The sequence below is a fragment of the Mesorhizobium sp. AR07 genome, assembly GCF_024746815.1.
Classification (GTDB): Bacteria; Pseudomonadota; Alphaproteobacteria; order Rhizobiales; family Rhizobiaceae; genus Mesorhizobium.
Genome location: NZ_CP080525.1, coordinates 1664852 through 1681857, shown reverse-complemented (window position 1 = coordinate 1681857; position 17006 = coordinate 1664852). Strand labels below are relative to the sequence as shown.

At 63.3% G+C, this 17006-nt stretch carries 15 protein-coding genes and 1 other RNA gene; 13 read left to right on the top strand and 3 right to left on the bottom strand.

The window, feature by feature from the left end:
• Nucleotides 1–26 precede the first annotated feature (26 nt).
• Nucleotides 27–3785 carry a hydantoinase B/oxoprolinase family protein gene (locus BPNPMPFG_RS08605; protein ID WP_258594710.1) on the bottom strand — a complete coding sequence of 1253 codons (3759 nt, stop codon included), beginning with the start codon at nucleotides 3783–3785 and terminating at the stop codon, nucleotides 27–29.
• Nucleotides 3786–3976: 191 nt separating this feature from the next.
• Here BPNPMPFG_RS08605 and BPNPMPFG_RS08600 point away from each other — a divergent pair, with 191 nt between their 5' ends.
• The 7 genes from BPNPMPFG_RS08600 (at nucleotide 3977) to BPNPMPFG_RS08570 (ending at nucleotide 7960) form a co-directional block, all read left to right on the top strand.
• On the top strand, nucleotides 3977–4177 hold the full coding sequence (locus tag BPNPMPFG_RS08600; RefSeq protein WP_258594709.1) for a hypothetical protein: 201 nt from the start codon (nucleotides 3977–3979) through the stop codon (nucleotides 4175–4177).
• A gap of 173 nt (nucleotides 4178–4350) precedes the next feature.
• A complete protein-coding gene (locus BPNPMPFG_RS08595) occupies nucleotides 4351–5070 on the top strand; it encodes a J domain-containing protein (protein WP_258594707.1) in 720 nt (239 codons plus the stop codon).
• A complete protein-coding gene (locus tag BPNPMPFG_RS08590; protein WP_258594705.1) occupies nucleotides 5067–5822 on the top strand; it encodes an N-acetylmuramoyl-L-alanine amidase in 756 nt (251 codons plus the stop codon). Before BPNPMPFG_RS08595 ends, BPNPMPFG_RS08590 begins: the two co-directional genes overlap by 4 nt.
• Before the next feature lie 211 nt (nucleotides 5823–6033).
• On the top strand, nucleotides 6034–6723 hold the full coding sequence (locus BPNPMPFG_RS08585) for a lytic transglycosylase domain-containing protein (protein WP_258594704.1): 690 nt from the start codon (nucleotides 6034–6036) through the stop codon (nucleotides 6721–6723).
• A gap of 80 nt (nucleotides 6724–6803) precedes the next feature.
• Nucleotides 6804–7213: RNase P RNA component class A (rnpB, locus tag BPNPMPFG_RS08580), an RNA gene on the top strand.
• Nucleotides 7214–7385: 172 nt separating this feature from the next.
• Complete coding sequence (locus BPNPMPFG_RS08575) at nucleotides 7386–7670, top strand: type II toxin-antitoxin system ParD family antitoxin (RefSeq protein WP_258594703.1); 285 nt, start codon at nucleotides 7386–7388, stop codon at nucleotides 7668–7670.
• Nucleotides 7667–7960: a type II toxin-antitoxin system RelE/ParE family toxin gene (locus BPNPMPFG_RS08570; RefSeq protein WP_258594702.1), complete on the top strand. Its 294-nt coding sequence runs from the start codon at nucleotides 7667–7669 to the stop codon at nucleotides 7958–7960. Before BPNPMPFG_RS08575 ends, BPNPMPFG_RS08570 begins: the two co-directional genes overlap by 4 nt.
• 8 nt (nucleotides 7961–7968) lie before the next feature.
• Here BPNPMPFG_RS08570 and BPNPMPFG_RS08565 read toward each other — a convergent pair whose 3' ends face one another.
• Nucleotides 7969–9084, bottom strand: a complete 1116-nt coding sequence (locus BPNPMPFG_RS08565) for a cystathionine gamma-lyase (protein ID WP_258594700.1) — start codon at nucleotides 9082–9084, stop codon at nucleotides 7969–7971.
• Between the two features lie 76 nt (nucleotides 9085–9160).
• Complete coding sequence (locus BPNPMPFG_RS08560) at nucleotides 9161–9991, bottom strand: glycosyltransferase domain-containing protein (protein ID WP_258594698.1); 831 nt, start codon at nucleotides 9989–9991, stop codon at nucleotides 9161–9163.
• Between the two features lie 463 nt (nucleotides 9992–10454).
• Between BPNPMPFG_RS08560 and mraZ the strand changes: the two genes are divergently transcribed.
• Genes mraZ through BPNPMPFG_RS08530 form a run of 6 tightly spaced genes read left to right on the top strand, consistent with a single transcriptional unit; the run spans nucleotide 10455 to nucleotide 17004 of the window.
• Nucleotides 10455–10913: a division/cell wall cluster transcriptional repressor MraZ gene (gene mraZ / locus BPNPMPFG_RS08555; RefSeq protein WP_258594696.1), complete on the top strand. Its 459-nt coding sequence runs from the start codon at nucleotides 10455–10457 to the stop codon at nucleotides 10911–10913.
• Entirely contained in the window at nucleotides 10910–11926 is a 1017-nt protein-coding gene (rsmH, locus tag BPNPMPFG_RS08550; protein WP_258594694.1) for a 16S rRNA (cytosine(1402)-N(4))-methyltransferase RsmH, read from the top strand. Before mraZ ends, rsmH begins: the two co-directional genes overlap by 4 nt.
• Before the next feature lie 4 nt (nucleotides 11927–11930).
• The gene (gene ftsL, locus BPNPMPFG_RS08545; RefSeq protein WP_258594693.1) at nucleotides 11931–12326 is read left to right on the top strand and encodes a cell division protein FtsL; all 396 of its coding nucleotides are present in this window, start codon (nucleotides 11931–11933) and stop codon (nucleotides 12324–12326) included.
• Nucleotides 12323–14032 (top strand): peptidoglycan D,D-transpeptidase FtsI family protein, encoded by a 1710-nt coding sequence (locus BPNPMPFG_RS08540; protein ID WP_258594692.1) that lies wholly within the window; start codon nucleotides 12323–12325, stop codon nucleotides 14030–14032. Before ftsL ends, BPNPMPFG_RS08540 begins: the two co-directional genes overlap by 4 nt.
• A 54-nt stretch (nucleotides 14033–14086) precedes the next feature.
• Nucleotides 14087–15535: a UDP-N-acetylmuramoyl-L-alanyl-D-glutamate--2,6-diaminopimelate ligase gene (locus tag BPNPMPFG_RS08535; protein ID WP_258594691.1), complete on the top strand. Its 1449-nt coding sequence runs from the start codon at nucleotides 14087–14089 to the stop codon at nucleotides 15533–15535.
• Entirely contained in the window at nucleotides 15532–17004 is a 1473-nt protein-coding gene (locus BPNPMPFG_RS08530) for a UDP-N-acetylmuramoylalanyl-D-glutamyl-2,6-diaminopimelate--D-alanyl-D-alanine ligase (RefSeq protein ID WP_258594690.1), read from the top strand. Before BPNPMPFG_RS08535 ends, BPNPMPFG_RS08530 begins: the two co-directional genes overlap by 4 nt.
• The last annotated feature ends 2 nt before the right edge of the window (nucleotides 17005–17006 follow it).

Below are 17006 nucleotides of genomic sequence, written 5' to 3'. Positions count from 1 at the left end.
GCCGGTGACAGCCTGTTGACGTGAGTTCAGGCCTTGCCAAATCCGCCCGGCGTCGGCGTCGTCAGGATGACAGCGTCGCCCGCTTCTAGCACGGTCTGGTCGCAGGCCTTCAGCATGTCGATCGTGCCGTCCTTGCGGCGGACCCTGGTCGAGCCGACCTCGCCGTCGCCACCACCGTCTAGTCCCTGTGGCGGGCGGTTGCGATGCGAGGACAGGATCGCGCATTCCATCTTCTCGAGGAAGCGGATGGTGCGCTTGGTGCCGTCGCCGGCGCTCCATCTGCCCTTGCCGCCGGAACCCTCCCGAATGTGGAAATCCTCGAGCAGCACGGGAAAGCGCAATTCCAGGACTTCCGGGTCGGTCAGGCGCGAATTGGTCATGTGGGTGTGGACGCCGGAGGTTCCGGCAAAGCCGCGGCCGGAGTTCATTTGGCCGGCGGGCGAGCCGGAGCAGATCGTCTCGTAATACTGGTACGTCTTGTTGCCGAAGGTCAGGTTGTTCATCGTGCCTTGCGCGTTGGCCATGGCGCCCATGGCGCCGAACAGGGCATTGGTGACGTGCTGCGAGGTCTCGACATTGCCGGCGACGACGGCAGCCGGGTAGGCGGGTTTCAGCATCGATCCGTCGGGAATGATGATGTTGATCGGCCTGAGACAGCCGGCATTCATCGGGATCATGTCCTCGACCATGACACGGAAGGCGTAGAGGACGGCCGCGCGGGCGACCGGCTCCGGCGCATTGAAATTGTTCTTCTCGACCTTCGACGTTCCGGTGAAGTCGACCGTCGCCTCGCGCTTTTGCCGATCGACCGTGATCTTCACCTTGATGAGCTGGCCGGTGTCGGTCGGATATTCATATTCGGAGGCGTCCGGCAACCGCTCCAGCACGCGGCGCACGCTTTCGGCGGCATTGTCCTGGACATGGCCCATATAGGCCTCGACGACATCGAGGCCGAAATGCGCGACCATCTTGCGCAGTTCGGCGACACCCTTCTCGTTGGCGGCGATCTGCGCCTTGAGGTCGGCAATGTTCTGGTGCGGATTGCGCGCCGGCCAAAGGTGGTCGGTGAGCAGCGTTTCCAGCTCCTTCTCGCGGAAGCGGCCGCGGTCGACGATGCGGAAATTGTCGAACAGCACGCCTTCCTCGTCGACCGTGGTGGCAAGCGGCGTCATCGAGCCAGGGGCGGTGCCGCCGATATCGGCATGGTGACCGCGCGAGGCGGCCCAGAAGAGGATTTTCTGCTTGGTGTCGTCGAAAACCGGCGTCACCACGGTGATATCGGGCAGATGCGTGCCGCCATTGTAAGGCGCGTTGAGGGCAAAGACGTCGCCGGGGTGGATGTCGCCGGAATTCAATCGGATGATGGTTTCGACCGAACGATCCATGGAGCCCAGATGCACCGGCATGTGCGGCGCATTGGCGACAAGCGCACCGTTGCGGTCGAACACGGCGCAGGAGAAATCCAGCCTTTCCTTGATGTTGACGGAATAGGCGGTGTTCTGCAGCGTCACGCCCATCTGCTCGGCGATCGACATGAACAAATTGTTGAAGACTTCCAGCATCACCGGATCGGCCTCGGTGCCGAGCGCCGCGGTGCGCGCTTTCTTTTCCACACGGCGTACAACCACATGGTTCAGATTGGTGATTTCGGCCCGCCAGCCTGGCTCGACGACGATGGTCTGGTTCGGCTCGATGATCAGGGCAGGGCCGGTGACCAGATTGGACGGACGCAGGGTTTCGCGGCGGTAGACGCCGGCCTCGTGCCACCGGCCCTCGGAATAGATGCGCCGGCTTTCTGAAGATATGGCCTCGACCCGTGCAGGTCCGGCAGGTGCGCAGGCCTCTGGCCTGCTCTCGCTGATTTCGGTGCCTTCGACGCCAACGGTCTCGACGATCATCGGCTTGTCGTCATAAACGAAACCGAACTGCGCCTTGTGGGCGATTTCGAAGTCGCGCTTGGCCTGGAAAATCGAGTCCTCCTCGAAATTCACCGGCAGGGTCGTGTCGGTGCCGTCATAGCGAATGTGCAGCACCGGCTTGGCGGCAACCGCATCCTCGGCGATGCCTTGCGCCGCGAGCTCGGCGATGACGGCTTTTCTCAAGATGGCGATGAGGTTGCCGATCTCGGTTCTGGACTCTTCGGCAAGAGGCTTGAGCAGCGCCTGCTGGCGCGAGGCAAAGACCGAGGACAGGCCAATGCCATAGGCCGACAGCAGGCCGGAAAAGGGATGGATCAGCACCGCCTCCATGCCGAGCGCGTCGGCAACCAGGCAAGCATGCTGGCCGCCGGCGCCGCCGAAGCAATTGAGCAGATATTCGGTGACGTCGTAGCCGCGCTGGACGGAAATCTTCTTGATGGCGTTAGCCATGTTTTCGACGGCGATGGTGACGAACCCTTCGGCGACAGCCTCCGGCGTGCGGCCATCGCCGATTTCGGCGGACAATGCGGTGAATTTTGCGCGCACGGTCTCTACATCGAGCGGCTGGTCCTGGCCGGGTCCGAAAATGGCCGGGAAGAAATCGGGTTGCAGCTTGCCCAGCATGACATTGGCGTCGGTGACGGCGAGCGGGCCGCCGCGGCGGTAGGCTGCCGGACCGGGATTGGCGCCGGCGGAGTCCGGTCCGGCACGGAAGCGGCCGGCCTCGTAGTGCAGGATCGAGCCGCCGCCGGCGGCGACGGTGTGGATGCGCATCATCGGCGCGCGGATGCGCACGCCGGCGACCTCGGTGTCGAAGGCGCGCTCATACTCGCCGTCATAGTGGGCGACATCGGTGGAGGTACCGCCCATGTCGAAGCCGATGACTTTTCCGAAGCCGGCGAGCTTCGCCGTCTCGACCATGCCGACAACGCCGCCGGCCGGCCCTGACAGCAGCGCGTCCTTGCCCTGGAACATGTCAGCGGCGGTGAGGCCGCCGGAAGACATCATGAACATGAGGTGGGGTTGGTGCTGCCCCTCTCCCTTACCCTCTCCCCGTGAAGGACGGGGAGAGGGGGGCGCCAGCGTTGGAGCCTCTCCCTTCTCCCCGTCATTATACGGGGAGAAGGTGCCGGCAGGCGGATGAGGGGCAGCGCCGCCGCTGTTTCCAATAATCCCCAGTTCCCCCGCCACCTTGCGCACATATCTCGACAGGATCGGCGACAGATAGGCGTCGACCACGGTGGTGTCGCCGCGGCCGACCAGCTTGATCAGCGGCGACACCTCATGGCTGACCGAGACCTGGCCAAAACCGAGCTTCCGGCAGACTCTTGCCACCGCCTTCTCGTGATCGGGATATTTCCAGGCGTGCATGAAGACGATGGCGACGGCGTCGATGCCATCGGCCCTGGCCTGTTCGATCGCCGGCCGGCAAGCGGCGATGTCGAGCAATCGTTCGACGCAGCCATCGGCGCGCACGCGCTCGTCGATCTCGATGACACGCTCGTAGAGCTGTTCGGGAAGGATGATTTCTTTGGCGAAGATGTCCGGGCGCGCCTGATAGGCGATCTTCAGCGCATCGCGAAAGCCCTTGGTGATGAGCAGCAGGACCCGGTCGCCCTTGCGCTCCAGCAGCGCATTGGTGGCGACCGTGGTGCCCATCTTGATGTCGCCGATCAGGCCGGACGGGATCGCGCCGCCGGAGGGCAGGCCGAGAAGGTCGCGAATGCCTTGAATGGCGGCGTCGGCATAGGCTTCGGGATTTTCGGAGAGGAGCTTACGCGGATGCAGCCCGCCTTGCGGGTCGCGGCCGATGACATCGGTGAACGTGCCGCCGCGATCGATCCAGAAATCCCACTTCGCGGTCATGGCGGCTCCCGGCATCTTTCAGTTCATCTGTGCAACACGTCCTGTTAGTTCGCCGCCGTCCGGCCGGCAATCGCAAACGGACCAGGCGATGTTACATGCGGAAACGCAATGTTACGAAACTCATAGCCATCTGATGCATTTCCTCTTCGACCGTTCACCGCAACGTGAACGCGTATTGAAGGAGAGAAATTATGAAAAAGCTCATTCTTGCGTCCGTTTCCGCCTTGGCCCTGCTCGGCGTTGCTGCCTGCAGCAACAGCGGCACGGACAACACCACCACCCAAAGCACCAATCCGCCGGCCGCCGAGCAGCCGATGAAGCCGGCAACACCTGCTGCACCAAAGCCCACCGAACCGGCTCCGGCAACACCGGCTCCTGCACCCGCGCAGTAGTGAGTAAGCAGTACTTCGTGTGATGAATGAGGAAGGCTGGCACCGCGCTGGCCTTCCTCACACTGTCCGCGCACCGCGGCCACATCCCGTTCGGCGTCAGGCCGACCGGATGCGCCGAGCCTGCGGCACTGTCCCGGCTTGATAGCGGCGGGCGCTCGCACTAAGAAGCGGTCATGTCGATTTGGGACCGCCTCGGCGACTTCATCATGCGCGTGTCGTCGTCAGCCTCGTCGGGCGTCGCCGACGTCGTCGAAGCCGTGCGCACGGTTTTCTCCGGCGACGCGGATTTGCGCCGGCGGGTCGCCTTCTCGGTGGCGATGATCGCGCTGTCGGCCAAGATGGCCAAGGCCGATGGCATCGTGACCCAGGATGAGGTGCGCGCCTTCCAGGAAATATTCGAGGTGCCGGCGAAAGAGACGCGCAACGTGGCGCGGCTTTTCGATCTTGCTCAGCGCGACGTGGCAGGATTCGAGATCTATGCCGAGCGGATGGCGCAGATGTGCGGGTCAGGGCATTCCAACTGCGTGATGCTGGAAGACATACTCGACGGTCTGTTCCACATCGCCAAGGCTGACGGGCTGGTGCATGAGCGCGAAGGCCTGTTCCTGCATCGCATCGCCGAGATTTTCCGCATCGACGAGGCGCACTACGAAAGCATCCTGGCGCGACACGTCAATCTCGGCGCCGGCGATCCCTATGTCGTGCTCGGCATCGAACGCGGCAAGCCGTTCGAAGAGGTCAGGAAACGCTATCGCAAGCTGGTGTCCGACAATCATCCGGACCGGCTGATCGCGCGCGGCCTGCCGCAGGAATTCATCAAGATCGCAACGACGAGGGTGGCGGCGATCAATGCCGCCTATGAGATGATCGAGCGGGGCCTGCGGCACGCATGAGCGGCTTCCTGCCCGACGAGCCCAGTGCCGAGGTCAGGGTATCGCCGAATTTCGGTCCGCGTCGCGACACGCTCAGACCCGACATGATCGTGCTGCACTACACCGGTATGGCGACAGGCGCCGGGGCCGAGGCGTGGCTGTGCGACCCGGCCAGCGAGGTTTCGTCGCACTATCTCGTGCATGAGAACGGCCACATCGTGCAGATGGTCAGGGAAAGCGACCGCGCCTGGCACGCCGGCAAGAGTTCGTGGTTCGGACGCGCCGACATCAATTCCTGTTCGGTCGGCATCGAAATCGTCAATCCGGGCCATTCTTTGGGCTATCCCGGTTTCCCCAGGCGGCAGATCGATGCGGTGATCGGCCTGTGCACGGGCATCGCCGAGCGCCATTCCATTGTCTCAGAGCGGGTGCTGGCGCATTCCGATGTGGCGCCGGGACGCAAGATCGACCCAGGCGAGAAGTTTCCGTGGAGGACGCTGTTCGAGGCCGGTGTCGGCCATCTCGTGGCAGCCGCACCGGTCAGGCGAGGCCCCGTGCTCAAGGCCGGTGACACCGGCGCCGATGTCGAGGCGTTGCAGTCGATGCTGGCGCTCTACGGCTATGGTATTGAAATTTCGGGCACTTTCGACCGGCTGACGGAGATTGTCGTCGAGGCATTTCAGCGGCATTTCCGGCCGCGCCTGGTCAATGGCATTGCCGACGGTTCGACACTGCGGACGCTGCAAAGGCTGCTTGGTTCCGCAAGGTCCTGACCCTGCGGAAGACCTCGCCCAAGCAGTCCTTTCCAAATCCTTAAATTACAAGCTGTCACTCAAAGTGACTTGCCTGGCCTTGTTTGGCACCAATTCGAACGTCAAACGGCTGGCGTGCAAGTTGTCGGACCCCCAGCCCCCCGGATGTTCCGATATTGATTAAGCGTTGCTGCGTGAACATCTTCACGCGGTTCAGACAGAACAGGATCACATGCAGAAATTGACCGTTTTAACGGCAGCTCTTGCTGCCGGCGTAATGACTTTTGCCTTGAGCACGGCGAATGCCGCGTCACTCAGCCCGCGGGTGGATCAAGGGCTCGTTACAGTGTCCGCAAAAAGCGGCAAGGCAGGCCACGACGCCAAGGCGACGAAGCGGGCTTCCGCGAAAATGGAAAAGGCAAGTTGGACCAAGCCGAAGAAATCCGCCAAAAGGCAGACCAAGCGCGGCCGCAAGACCGTGGACATGACGACAACGGCGTCGATCGGCCTCAGGAACGCGGCGGCGTCGACGGCCGCGGTGGCCAGCGGCGGTCAGTATTCGGCGATCGTCGCGCGCTATGCCGCAAGCTATGGCGTACCGGTTTCGCTCGCACACGCCGTCATCAGGATCGAGAGCAACTACCGGCCGAACATGGTCGGCAGCGCCGGCGAGGTCGGCCTGATGCAGATCAAGCCGGCGACGGCGCGGATGATGGGCTACAACGGTTCGGCGAAGGGGCTCTTCGACCCCGACACCAACATCAAATACGGCATGAAGTACCTCGCCATGGCGCAGGATCTCGGCGGCGGCACCACATGCGGCACGATCCTGAAATACAATGCCGGCCACGCCGCAACGCGGATGAACCCGGTGTCGGCCGCCTATTGCAGCAAGGTCAAGGTGCAGATGGCGGCGCTTTAGCCGACTGCCTGCGAGGAACCGGCCGCAATAGCCGGCTTTTTCGTTTGCGTTTTCGAGCGTGAACCCCTTTATACGCCTTGCCAGCTGGCTGGGCGGCCGCACCCGCAACAGCCGAAAGGCCGCGGGTGAGGAAAGTCCGGGCTCCATGGAGACACGGTGCCGGTTAATGGCCGGCGGGGGCGACCCCAGGGAAAGTGCCACAGAAAGCAAACCGCCACGACCCGGCTTGCCGGATTCGGGGCAAGGGTGAAAGGGTGGGGTAAGAGCCCACCGCGCGACTGGCAACAGGAGCGGCACGGTAAACCCCACCGGGAGCAAGACCGAATAGGGGCGGTGCGAGGGGAAACCCTCGAGGGCTGTTTCCGGCTCACCGTCCGGGTAGGTTGCGTGAGGCGCATGGCAACATGCGCCCAAGATGAATGGCCGCCACGCTATCGCCCCGCAAGGGGCGAGGGCCATACAGAACCCGGCTTACAGGCCAGCTGGCAATTCTCTCTACGATATCGAAGAGAAGTCTTTTGAGATCAGCAGGTTGCGCCCTCGGGCGCGCCTGCCGATTCAAGCTCTTCAGCTGTTTATCCCAGCAGCGGGAGCCCGCCGGTTGCTTGAAATTGGTGCGATTAAATCGTACCATCGCCAGAAATGGCATCAGGAGCCCCGCGATGGGACAGGTCGACAAACGCAGCATAACGCTGTCGCCGGAACTGGCGCAGGCGGTGGACGACGTGGTCGCCGCCGGCGAATATGCCTCGGCGAGCGAAGTGATCCGCGACGCGCTCAGGCAATGGAAGGACCGACGCGATCTGTATGGCTACACGGTCGAGGAACTGCGCAAGCTGGTGCAGGAAGGGATCGACAGCGGGCCGGCATTGGAGGGGCCGCCACTCATGGAACGATTGCGCGCCAAATATCTGAAACTGGCGGAGGCCAAGGACCTCCAGGAGTGAAATACCGCCTGCTTCCTCAGGCAGAGGTCGACCTTGAAGATATCGGTGACTACATTGCCGGCCACGATCCCCGGGCAGCAGTCCGTCTCGTGGATGCGTTGGAACGACGGTGGGATTTGCTGACATTGCATCCCTTCTCAGGCGCGCCGCGCGACGACATTGCACCCGGCATCCGTCATCTGGTCGTGGGCGACTACCTTACCCTGTACCGGGTCGGTAACGACGTGATCGAAATCATCCGCGTGCTGCATGGCAAGCGCAACATCGAAGCCGACGACATCGATTCGTAGTCGACTGATCAGCCGCTGATCTTGTCCAGCGACGTCTCGATCGCCTTCCAGAGTTCTTCCACCGGTTCGCAGCCGACCGAGAGGCGAACGAAACCGGCGGGTACCGCATCGCCTCTTTTCGTGCGGCGTTCGGCGGAGGTGTGGACGCCGCCGAAGGATGTCGCGGCCTGCATCAAGGCACAGTTGTTGATGAAATCCTCGGCCTTGTCCTCCGAGGCGAGCTCGAAAGAGATGAGAAAGCCGAAGCGCTCCATCTGGGCGCGGGCAAGGTTGTGCGACGGATCGCTTTCCAGTCCGGGAAAACGCAGGCCGCTGATCGCCCGGTGGCCTTTCAGCCGCCGTGCGATCACTTCCGCCGAAGAGCACATGCGGTCGAAGCGCACATCCAGCGTTTCGAGGCCGCGATGCACCAGCCACGCCTCGAACGGCCCGGGAATGCTGCCGGAAACCTCACGCCAGCCGGTCACGGCGGTGATGATATCGGCATTGCGGCTGGCGACATGGCCGAACAGCACGTCGGAATGGCCATTGGGCGCCTTGGTGTCGGCGGCGACGACGATGTCGGCACCATGGTCGAGCGGACGCTGGCCGAAAGGCGTCATCGTCGTGTTGTCGATCGCAAGCAGCGCGCCGGCCTTGTGAGCGGCCGCGGCGACAGCGGCGATGTCGCAGATATCCAGCCCCGGATTGGCGGGGGTTTCGACAAAGGCGAGGCGATAGCCGTCGAAGCCACCATCGAGGAAGGTCGATGTCGGCCTCACATCATAGGTGACGCCAAACGGCTTCAGGAAGCGATCGGCCAGTGCCCTTGTCGTGTGATAGCCGTCGGAAGGCAGCAGGATACGGTCGCCGGTCTTGAGCAGGGCGAAAAACACCGAACAGATCGCAGCCATCCCGGATGGAAAGGCGACGCAGGGCGCACCTTCCAGATGCGCCAGCATGTGCTCGACCGCATCCCAGGTCGGATTGCTGAAGCGGCCGTACTGGTCGAAACCAGTGGCGTCGCCGGGCGTGTGATAGATCGCGGCCATGGTCAGCGGCAGGGGGATCGGATCGCCCTTGGCGAGCCCGTTGTTGCGCAGATGGGGAAGTGCCGCAGCGCGTGCGTTCGCTGTTTCAGACATCGATGTTCATTCCAGTGCAAGTCATGGTGATGAGGCTATCGGCAGCCGGCGGTCGTGTCATCAATTGCCTGATCGCCTATTCGGGTCGCGGAACGGGGCGGTAGGGGCGCCCCTCGGCCATACCATGTTTCAGATAATGTTCGCGCGGGTTCATGCCGGAGAGCCTGACGTCCTCGTGCAAGTCAAGATAGACATTGTCACTAAAACCCCGTGGAAGTCTCATGCTATCCGGCACCAGCGGAGACCTAAAAAGTTTTCCGTCACTTATATTTCCGGGGAAATAATTCGGCGTAAAAGCCATTTTTCTAGCAACGGCATTGAAGGAAAGCTGATCCCGATAGGAGTATCTGCAAACCTGGTAGAACCACTGCTCCATTACTGACCGCAGGGCGATATCGTTGTGGCGGCGCAGAAGCACCCCACCGAAGATCAGGCCGCCATCCACTGGGTGGCCGATTCGTTGGTAGTGGCTCATTTGCTCCCGAATGACGGCCGCATTGTCGTACTCCAATGCGATAACCGCCTCGGCCTCGGCGTAGATGCAGGACCGCTCCGAGTGTTGAAAGCAGATCATCGGGGATTGGTCGTCCCTCAGATAATCAAAGATAGTCGATATCGGTGAGTTGAGCATAGCCGTGTTGTTCAAATAGAGGCTGGCCTCGTAGTTGCCCAGGAAACGATGCGCCAGGATTTTCACCATCTTCGCTACCCTGACGGGCCCAAGGAGATCCGCATCTATGTACCGGAAATTCCAAATCTTCGAGTGAAGGCTTTTGTCATCCGTAAAACAGACAAAATCAGTCCTGCCGTCACTCTCATATTCAGCATCGGCAAATTTCTCCGAATAGCCAAACAGGCAGGTGTATACGACACGACGCTTTGTGGGGGCGTGTAACTGCTCGTCCATTCCAGTTTCCTTGCACCTGACGTTTCGCACCTTGGCGATGCTGGATCCCCAGGAGATACAACTCCGCATCGGAGATTACGGATTTTGCATGGCGGGAGCCAGTCTTGTTGTGCCTGCAACGACGGCCTCAAGTCAGCCTGCAAGATCCGTCTAAACGGTTCGTTAGGCTTAATGGATCATAAAAACGAGACGTGCCGTCAAGGCTGTCCCATTGGTCGCGGCGCGCGTGTTTGTGAAGCCTATTCCCGTTGACGCCCATAGTGCCCCATGATATCCCATTCAGACATCAAAGCCTTCGTTCCGCGTCAGGGTAAAGCGTACGCCAATCGGGCAGCCGCGGTGGCTGCGCGTTTGCCGGTTCTTGCCCGTGTGGACGAGGCCGATACGGGGCAGGGAACGCGTCGCGGCGGCGCGTGCGACAAGATGGAGAGGGGTGCGGCGGCGCAAGCGGCTGTGACGTTCAATGGACCGGTTTCTGTCAAACACGGTGAGCAGGATCGATGCGAAGGGACGGGTGTCCGTTCCGGCGCATTTCCGTGCCGTCGTGCAGAAGCGCGGCTATTCGGAACTCTATGCGCTGCGTTGCCTCGACCAGCCGGCGATGGATGTCGGCGGGCTCGATCTGCTCGACCGCTACGAGCAGCGCATCGCGCTCGAAGATCCCTTCCTGCAGACGGCGGACGACATGTCGTTCTTCTGTCATGGCGACGGCACGTTCCTGAAGCTCGATCAGGACGGCCGCATCACGATGAGCGATTTCATTCGCGAGCACACCGGCATTTCGGCGGAAGTGGCCTTTGTCGGGCGCGGCAATTTCTTTCAGATCTGGGAGCCGGGACGGCTAGCGGCCTATGGGGCGCAGGCGCGGGCCCGGCTGTTGCAGCTTCGGCAGGGGACGAAGCCTGGGGAGCGACCGGAATGACGGTGGGCCACGGCGATGACCTTCACGCCGTTGGCGGATCGGTCCGCCACATTCCGGTCCTCCTTGGCGAAGTGCTCGAAGCGCTAGTGCCGGCGCAGGGCGACATCATCATCGACGGCACGTTCGGCGCCGGCGGCTACACCAGGGCCATACTGGCGACAGGGGCTTCCGTCGTGGCGATCGACCGTGATCCCGATGCGATCGCTGCCGGGCGCGACCTCGAGGCGCAATCGGGCGGCAGGCTGAGGCTGGTGCAGGCGCCGTTCTCGACGCTGGATGAGCACGTCGAAAGCGTCGATGGCGTCGTGCTCGACATCGGCGTGTCCTCGATGCAGCTCGACCAGGCCGGGCGCGGGTTTTCATTCCGCGCCGATGGGCCGCTCGACATGCGCATGGCACAGGCGGGTTTGAGCGCCGCCGATGTCGTCAACAGCTTCAAGCCGGGCGACCTTGCCCGCATCTTCGGCTTCCTCGGCGAGGAGCGTCATGCCGGGCGCATTGCCCGCATGATCGAGGCTCGCCGTGAAAAGCGGCCGTTCGAGCGCACGCTGGAACTCGCCGACGCCATCGAGACGCATGTCGGGCGCGCGCCGAAGGACAAGATCCATCCGGCAACGCGGGTCTTCCAGGCGCTGCGCATCTTCGTCAATGACGAGCTTGGCGAACTGGCCAAGGCATTGTTCGCCGCCGAACGCGCGCTGAAGCCTGGCGGGCGTCTCGCCGTGGTGACGTTCCATTCCCTGGAAGACCGCATCGTCAAGCGCTTCATCGCAGATCGCGCCGACGCCGTGACCGGCTCGCGCCATATGCCCGAGGCGCAGGCGCGTACCGCAACCTTCCGCAAGGCCGGCGGCGGCGTGACTGCCGGCGACGCCGAGGTCGCGGTCAATCCGCGCGCCCGTTCGGCCAGGCTGCGCGCGGCAATCCGCACCGAGGCGCCGGCGCGCAACACCGATTTTTCGATTTTCGGCCTTCCAAAGCTTCCCGGCATCGACCGGCCGGGGGAGAGATAAGCACGTGTTTCGTACCAGCGACATCGTCCTGATCGCCGTCATGGTTTCGGCGGCGGCCCTTACCTACAAGACCAAGCGCGAGGCCGAGGAACAATTGGCGGCGGTGCAGAAGATCCATGCGCAGATCCGCTACGAGGAGGACACGATCGACCTGCTCAAGGCCGATTGGAGCCTGCTCACCCAGCCATCGCGGCTGCAGAGGCTGGCCGAACTCTACAAGTCGCAGCTCGAACTCCAGCCGGTCAGCGCCCGCCAGATCGTCGGCATCGGCGACCTGCCGGCCAAGGCCCTGGACATTCAGGACATCCTGAAAGGACGCCAGGGCGGCATGGCCGACAATTCCGACAAGGCGCCTGCGGGCGGCAAGGACCCCGTGGTGACCGGAGGCATCGCCCAATGATCGGCAAACTGCTGAAGCGCCGCGCCAGGACCGTTGAAGGCGGGTCGATCGTGGTCGACGGCGCCCGCAAGGCGACCGGCGGCAAGGGCAAGACGCGCATCGCGATGACGATGGCGGTGTTCTTCGGCATCTTCGCGACCATCTCCGGGCGGCTGGTCTATCTCGGCTTCCAGACCCCCGACATGTCGGGCGGTCCGCAGAGCCGGGTGACGGCCTCGCGGCCCGACATTGTCGATCGCAACGGTGAAGTGCTGGCGACGGACATCAAGACGGCGTCGCTGTTCGCGGAGCCGCGCCGCATCGTCGACGCCGACGAGGCGATCGAGAAGCTGTCGACGGTGCTTCCCGAGATCGACTATGAGCAGACCTACCGCAAGCTGAAAAGCGGCGCCGGCTTCGTTTGGCTGCAGCGGCAGCTGACGCCCAAGCAGCAGTCCGACATCATGCAGCTTGGCATTCCCGGCTTCGGCTTCCGCACCGAAAAGCGCCGCTTCTATCCGAGCGGCGAGACCTCGTCCTACATTGTCGGGCTCACCAACATCGACAACCAGGGCATCTCCGGCATGGAGAAATATGTCGACGAGCAGGGCTTGAGCGACCTGCAGGCATCGGGCCTGGCGGTCGCCAAGGATCTGAAGCCAGTGAAGCTTTCGATCGATCTGCGCGTCCAGCATGTGGTGCGCGACGAGATCGCCGCCGGCCTGGAGCGCTATCGCGCCATAGGCGCTGGCGCCGTCGTGCTCAACGTCAAGACCGGCGAAGTGGTGGCGATGGCCTCGGTGCCGGACTTCGATCCGAACAACCCGTACAACGCACAGGACAAGGAGCGGTTGAACCGCATGTCGGCGGGTCTCTATGAGATGGGCTCGACCTTCAAGAGCTTCACCTCGGCCATGGCGCTCGATTCCGGCAAGGCGACGATGGCGAGCCGCTTCGACGCTTCGCATCCAATCCGGGTCGGCCATCAGGCCATTCACGATTTCCACGGCAAGAACCGTGTGCTGTCGTTGCCGGAAGTGTTCCTCTATTCGTCCAACATCGGGTCGGCCAGGGAGGCCGAGATGGTCGGCATCGAGGGGCACCGCGAATTCCTGCATCGCCTTGGAATTTTGGACAGGATGCTGACCGAACTGCCGGAAGTCGCCCGCCCGACCGAACCGAAGGTCTGGAAACAGGTCAATTCGTTCACCATCGCCTTCGGCCATGGCGTGTCGACGACGCCGCTGCAAGCAGCTGTCGGCTGCGCGGCGCTGATGAATGGCGGCTTCCTGATGAACCCTACCTTCCTGGTCCGCACACAGGCAGAAGCGATGGCAGTGGCCAAGAAAGTGGTCAGCGACAAGACGGTCGAGGGCATGCGCTACCTCTATACGCTCAACGCCGAGAAGGGCTCGGCCAGAAACGCCAGAGTGCCCGGCTACCGCGTTGGCGGTAAGACCGGAACAGCCGAGAAGGTCATCAATGGCCGCTACTCGAAGGATTTGAATTTCAATACCTTCGTCGCCGCCTTCCCGATGGACGATCCGCAATACCTCGTGTTTACGATTGCCGACGCCCCGCACCCGGAAAAGCCTGGCATGACAGACGTCGCGGCCGCGAATGCGGGGGTTATGGCCGGTAACATCATCAGGCGTTCCGCGGCCATGCTTGGCGTGAAGCCAGATTTCAGCCATGAAAATGGTGCAACGCTGGTTTCCTATCAGTGATTCTTAGGGCGCGCCGGTAACTGCGCGCTATTTTGTTGTGGTGAACGGGACCCGATGAAGCTCAGAGATCTAGCCGGTATCCTGCCAGTCGAAGGAACAGCTTCCGCCGATCTGGAGGTTACCGGGATTTCGTCGGATTCCCGCCAGGTAAGACCCGGCGTCGTCTTCTTCGCGCTCGCCGGTACCAAGGCGGACGGCGCGACCTATGCCGCCGACGCTGCCGGCCGAGGTGCTGCCGCGATCGTGGCGGTCAGCGCCATTGCCGGGCTGCAGGCCCCGGTGCTGGCGGTCGACGATCCGCGGCTGGCGCTGGCGCTGAGTGCGGCCCGCTATTTCGGCAAGCAGCCCGAGACCATGGTCGCGGTGACCGGCACCAGCGGCAAGACATCGGTCGCCGCCTTCACCAGGCAGATCTGGGAGCAGGCCGGCTATGCCGCCGCTTCGATCGGCACCACCGGCGTGGTGGCGCCGGGTCGCAACGACTATGGCTCGCTGACGACGCCCGATCCGGTCGCCTTGCACCAGCTGCTCAAGGAATTGGCGGATGCCGGCGTCACCCATGCCTCGATGGAAGCTTCCAGCCATGGGCTCGACCAGCGCCGCCTCGACGGCGTCAAGCTGGCGGCCGGCGGCTTCACCAATCTCGGCCGCGACCATATGGACTATCATCCGACCGTCGAGGACTATCACCGCGCCAAATTGCGCCTGTTCGACACGCTGCTGCCGAAAGGCGCGCCGGCCGTCATCTTCGCCGACGATCCGTGGTCGGCACCGACGATCAAGGCAGCACAGGCTGCCGGGCTCGACGTGCTGACGGTCGGCCGCCATGGCGATTTCCTCAAGCTGAAGCGGGTCGAGCACGAACGCCATCGCCAGCGCGCCGAGGTCGAGGCTGGCGGCGTGCTTTACGAGGTCGACCTGCCGCTGGCCGGCGATTTCCAGATATCGAATGCGCTGGTTTCGGCCGGGCTTGCCATTTCCACCGGAACGCCCGTCGCCAAAGCCTTGATGGCATTGGAGAAACTGAAGGGCGCGCCGGGCCGGCTCGATCTCGTCGGCACCACCGCCAATGGCGCGCCGGTCTATGTCGACTATGCCCACAAACCCGATGCGCTGGAAAATGTGCTGGCTTCAGTGCGTCCCTTCACGACCGGCCGCGTCATCGTCGTGTTCGGCTGCGGTGGCGATCGCGACCGCGGCAAGCGGCCGATCATGGGCGAGATCGCGACCCGGCTTGCCGATGTCGTCATCGTCACCGACGACAATCCGCGCTCGGAAGTGCCGAAAACGATCCGCGCCGCCATTCTTGCCGCCGCACCCGGTGCCATCGAGATCGGCGACCGGCGCCAGGCAATTCACGAGGCGGTCGCCATGCTGCATGCCGGCGACACGCTGATCGTGGCGGGCAAAGGCCACGAGGAGGGCCAGACGATCGGCACCGAGACCTTGCATTTCTCCGATCATGAGGAAGTCCGCGCCGCGCTCAGGGAGCGTGCCGCATGAGCCTGCTGTGGACCTCCGAGGCGCTGGTTTCCGCCATGGACGGGCGGCCGCTCGGGCCGATGCCGGAAGGCATATCAGGCATTTCCATCGACAGCCGCAGCCTGCAGCCGGGCGACGCCTTCTTCGCCATCAAGGGCGAAGCGATGGACGGCCATGACTTCGCCACATTAGCCATCAAGGCCGGCGCCGGCGTGCTGGTGGTGGCGGAAGGCAAGCTGCCGTCGCTCGGCCGGCTGACGGCGCCGATGATCGTCGTCGAAGACGTGCTGGCCGCACTTGAAAAGCTTGGTGTCGCGGCGCGCGCCCGCTCTGAGGCCAAGATCATCGCGGTCACCGGTTCGGCCGGCAAGACGACCACCAAGGAAGCGCTGCGCCACGTGCTGTCGGTCGTCGGCAAGGTGCATGCCTCGGCGCAGTCGTTCAACAACCACTGGGGCGTACCGCTGACGCTGGCGCGCATGCCTGATGATTGCGACTACGCCGTGTTCGAGATCGGCATGAACCATCCCGACGAGATCCGGCCGCTGGTCAAAATGGTGAGGCCGCATGTCGCCATCGTCACCATGATCGCGGCCGCCCACCTCGGTTTCTTCCGCAATCTCGACGAGATCGCCAAGGCCAAGGCCGAGATTTTCGAAGGCCTGGAGCCGGAGGGCGCCGCCATCCTCAACCGCGACGATGCGCGCTTCAAGCTTCTGGACAAGATGGCGCATGCCGCAGGCGTCGAGCATGTCTTCGGCTTCGGCGAGAATGCGCGCTCGACCTTCAAGCTGGTCAAATGCGAACTCCATGCCGACCATTCCGACATCACCGCCAGGATCAGCGGCCACGAGGTGACGGCCCGCATCGGCGCGCCCGGTCGCCATATGGTGCAGAACGTGCTGGCGGTGCTCGGTGCGGCGCATCTTGTCGGTGCCGATCTCGACCAGGTGGCGCGTGCGCTGGCCAATCTTTCGGCCGAGCGCGGGCGCGGCAAGCGCCATGTGCTGCGCCACCCCGGCGGCTCGACTTCGAACCACCCCGGCGGGCCGATCACGCTGATCGACGAGAGCTACAACGCCAATCCGGCGTCGATGGGCGCCGCCATGGCGCTGCTCAACGCGACGCCGGTAACGGGCGAGGGCCGCCGCATCGCCGTGCTCGGCGACATGCTGGAGCTCGGCGACCATTCGACCAAGCTGCATGCCGCCCTTGCCGATCTCATTGTCGGCACCGGGACGCAGATCGTCTTTCTCGGCGGCCCGGAAATGCGGGCGCTGGCGCAGGCGTTGCCGGCCGAGATCAAGACGGAATACCGCGCCGGCGTCGAGGAGTTGAAGCCGTTGCTGCTTGCCGCTTTGAAGCCGGGCGACGTGGTGATGATCAAATCGTCGAAAGGCATCGGTTTCGCAAAACTGGTCGATGCGCTGCTGGGTAAGTTCCCGGCTGAAACGACAACCAGCAAACAGACCCAGGTCGGGGGACGATAAGC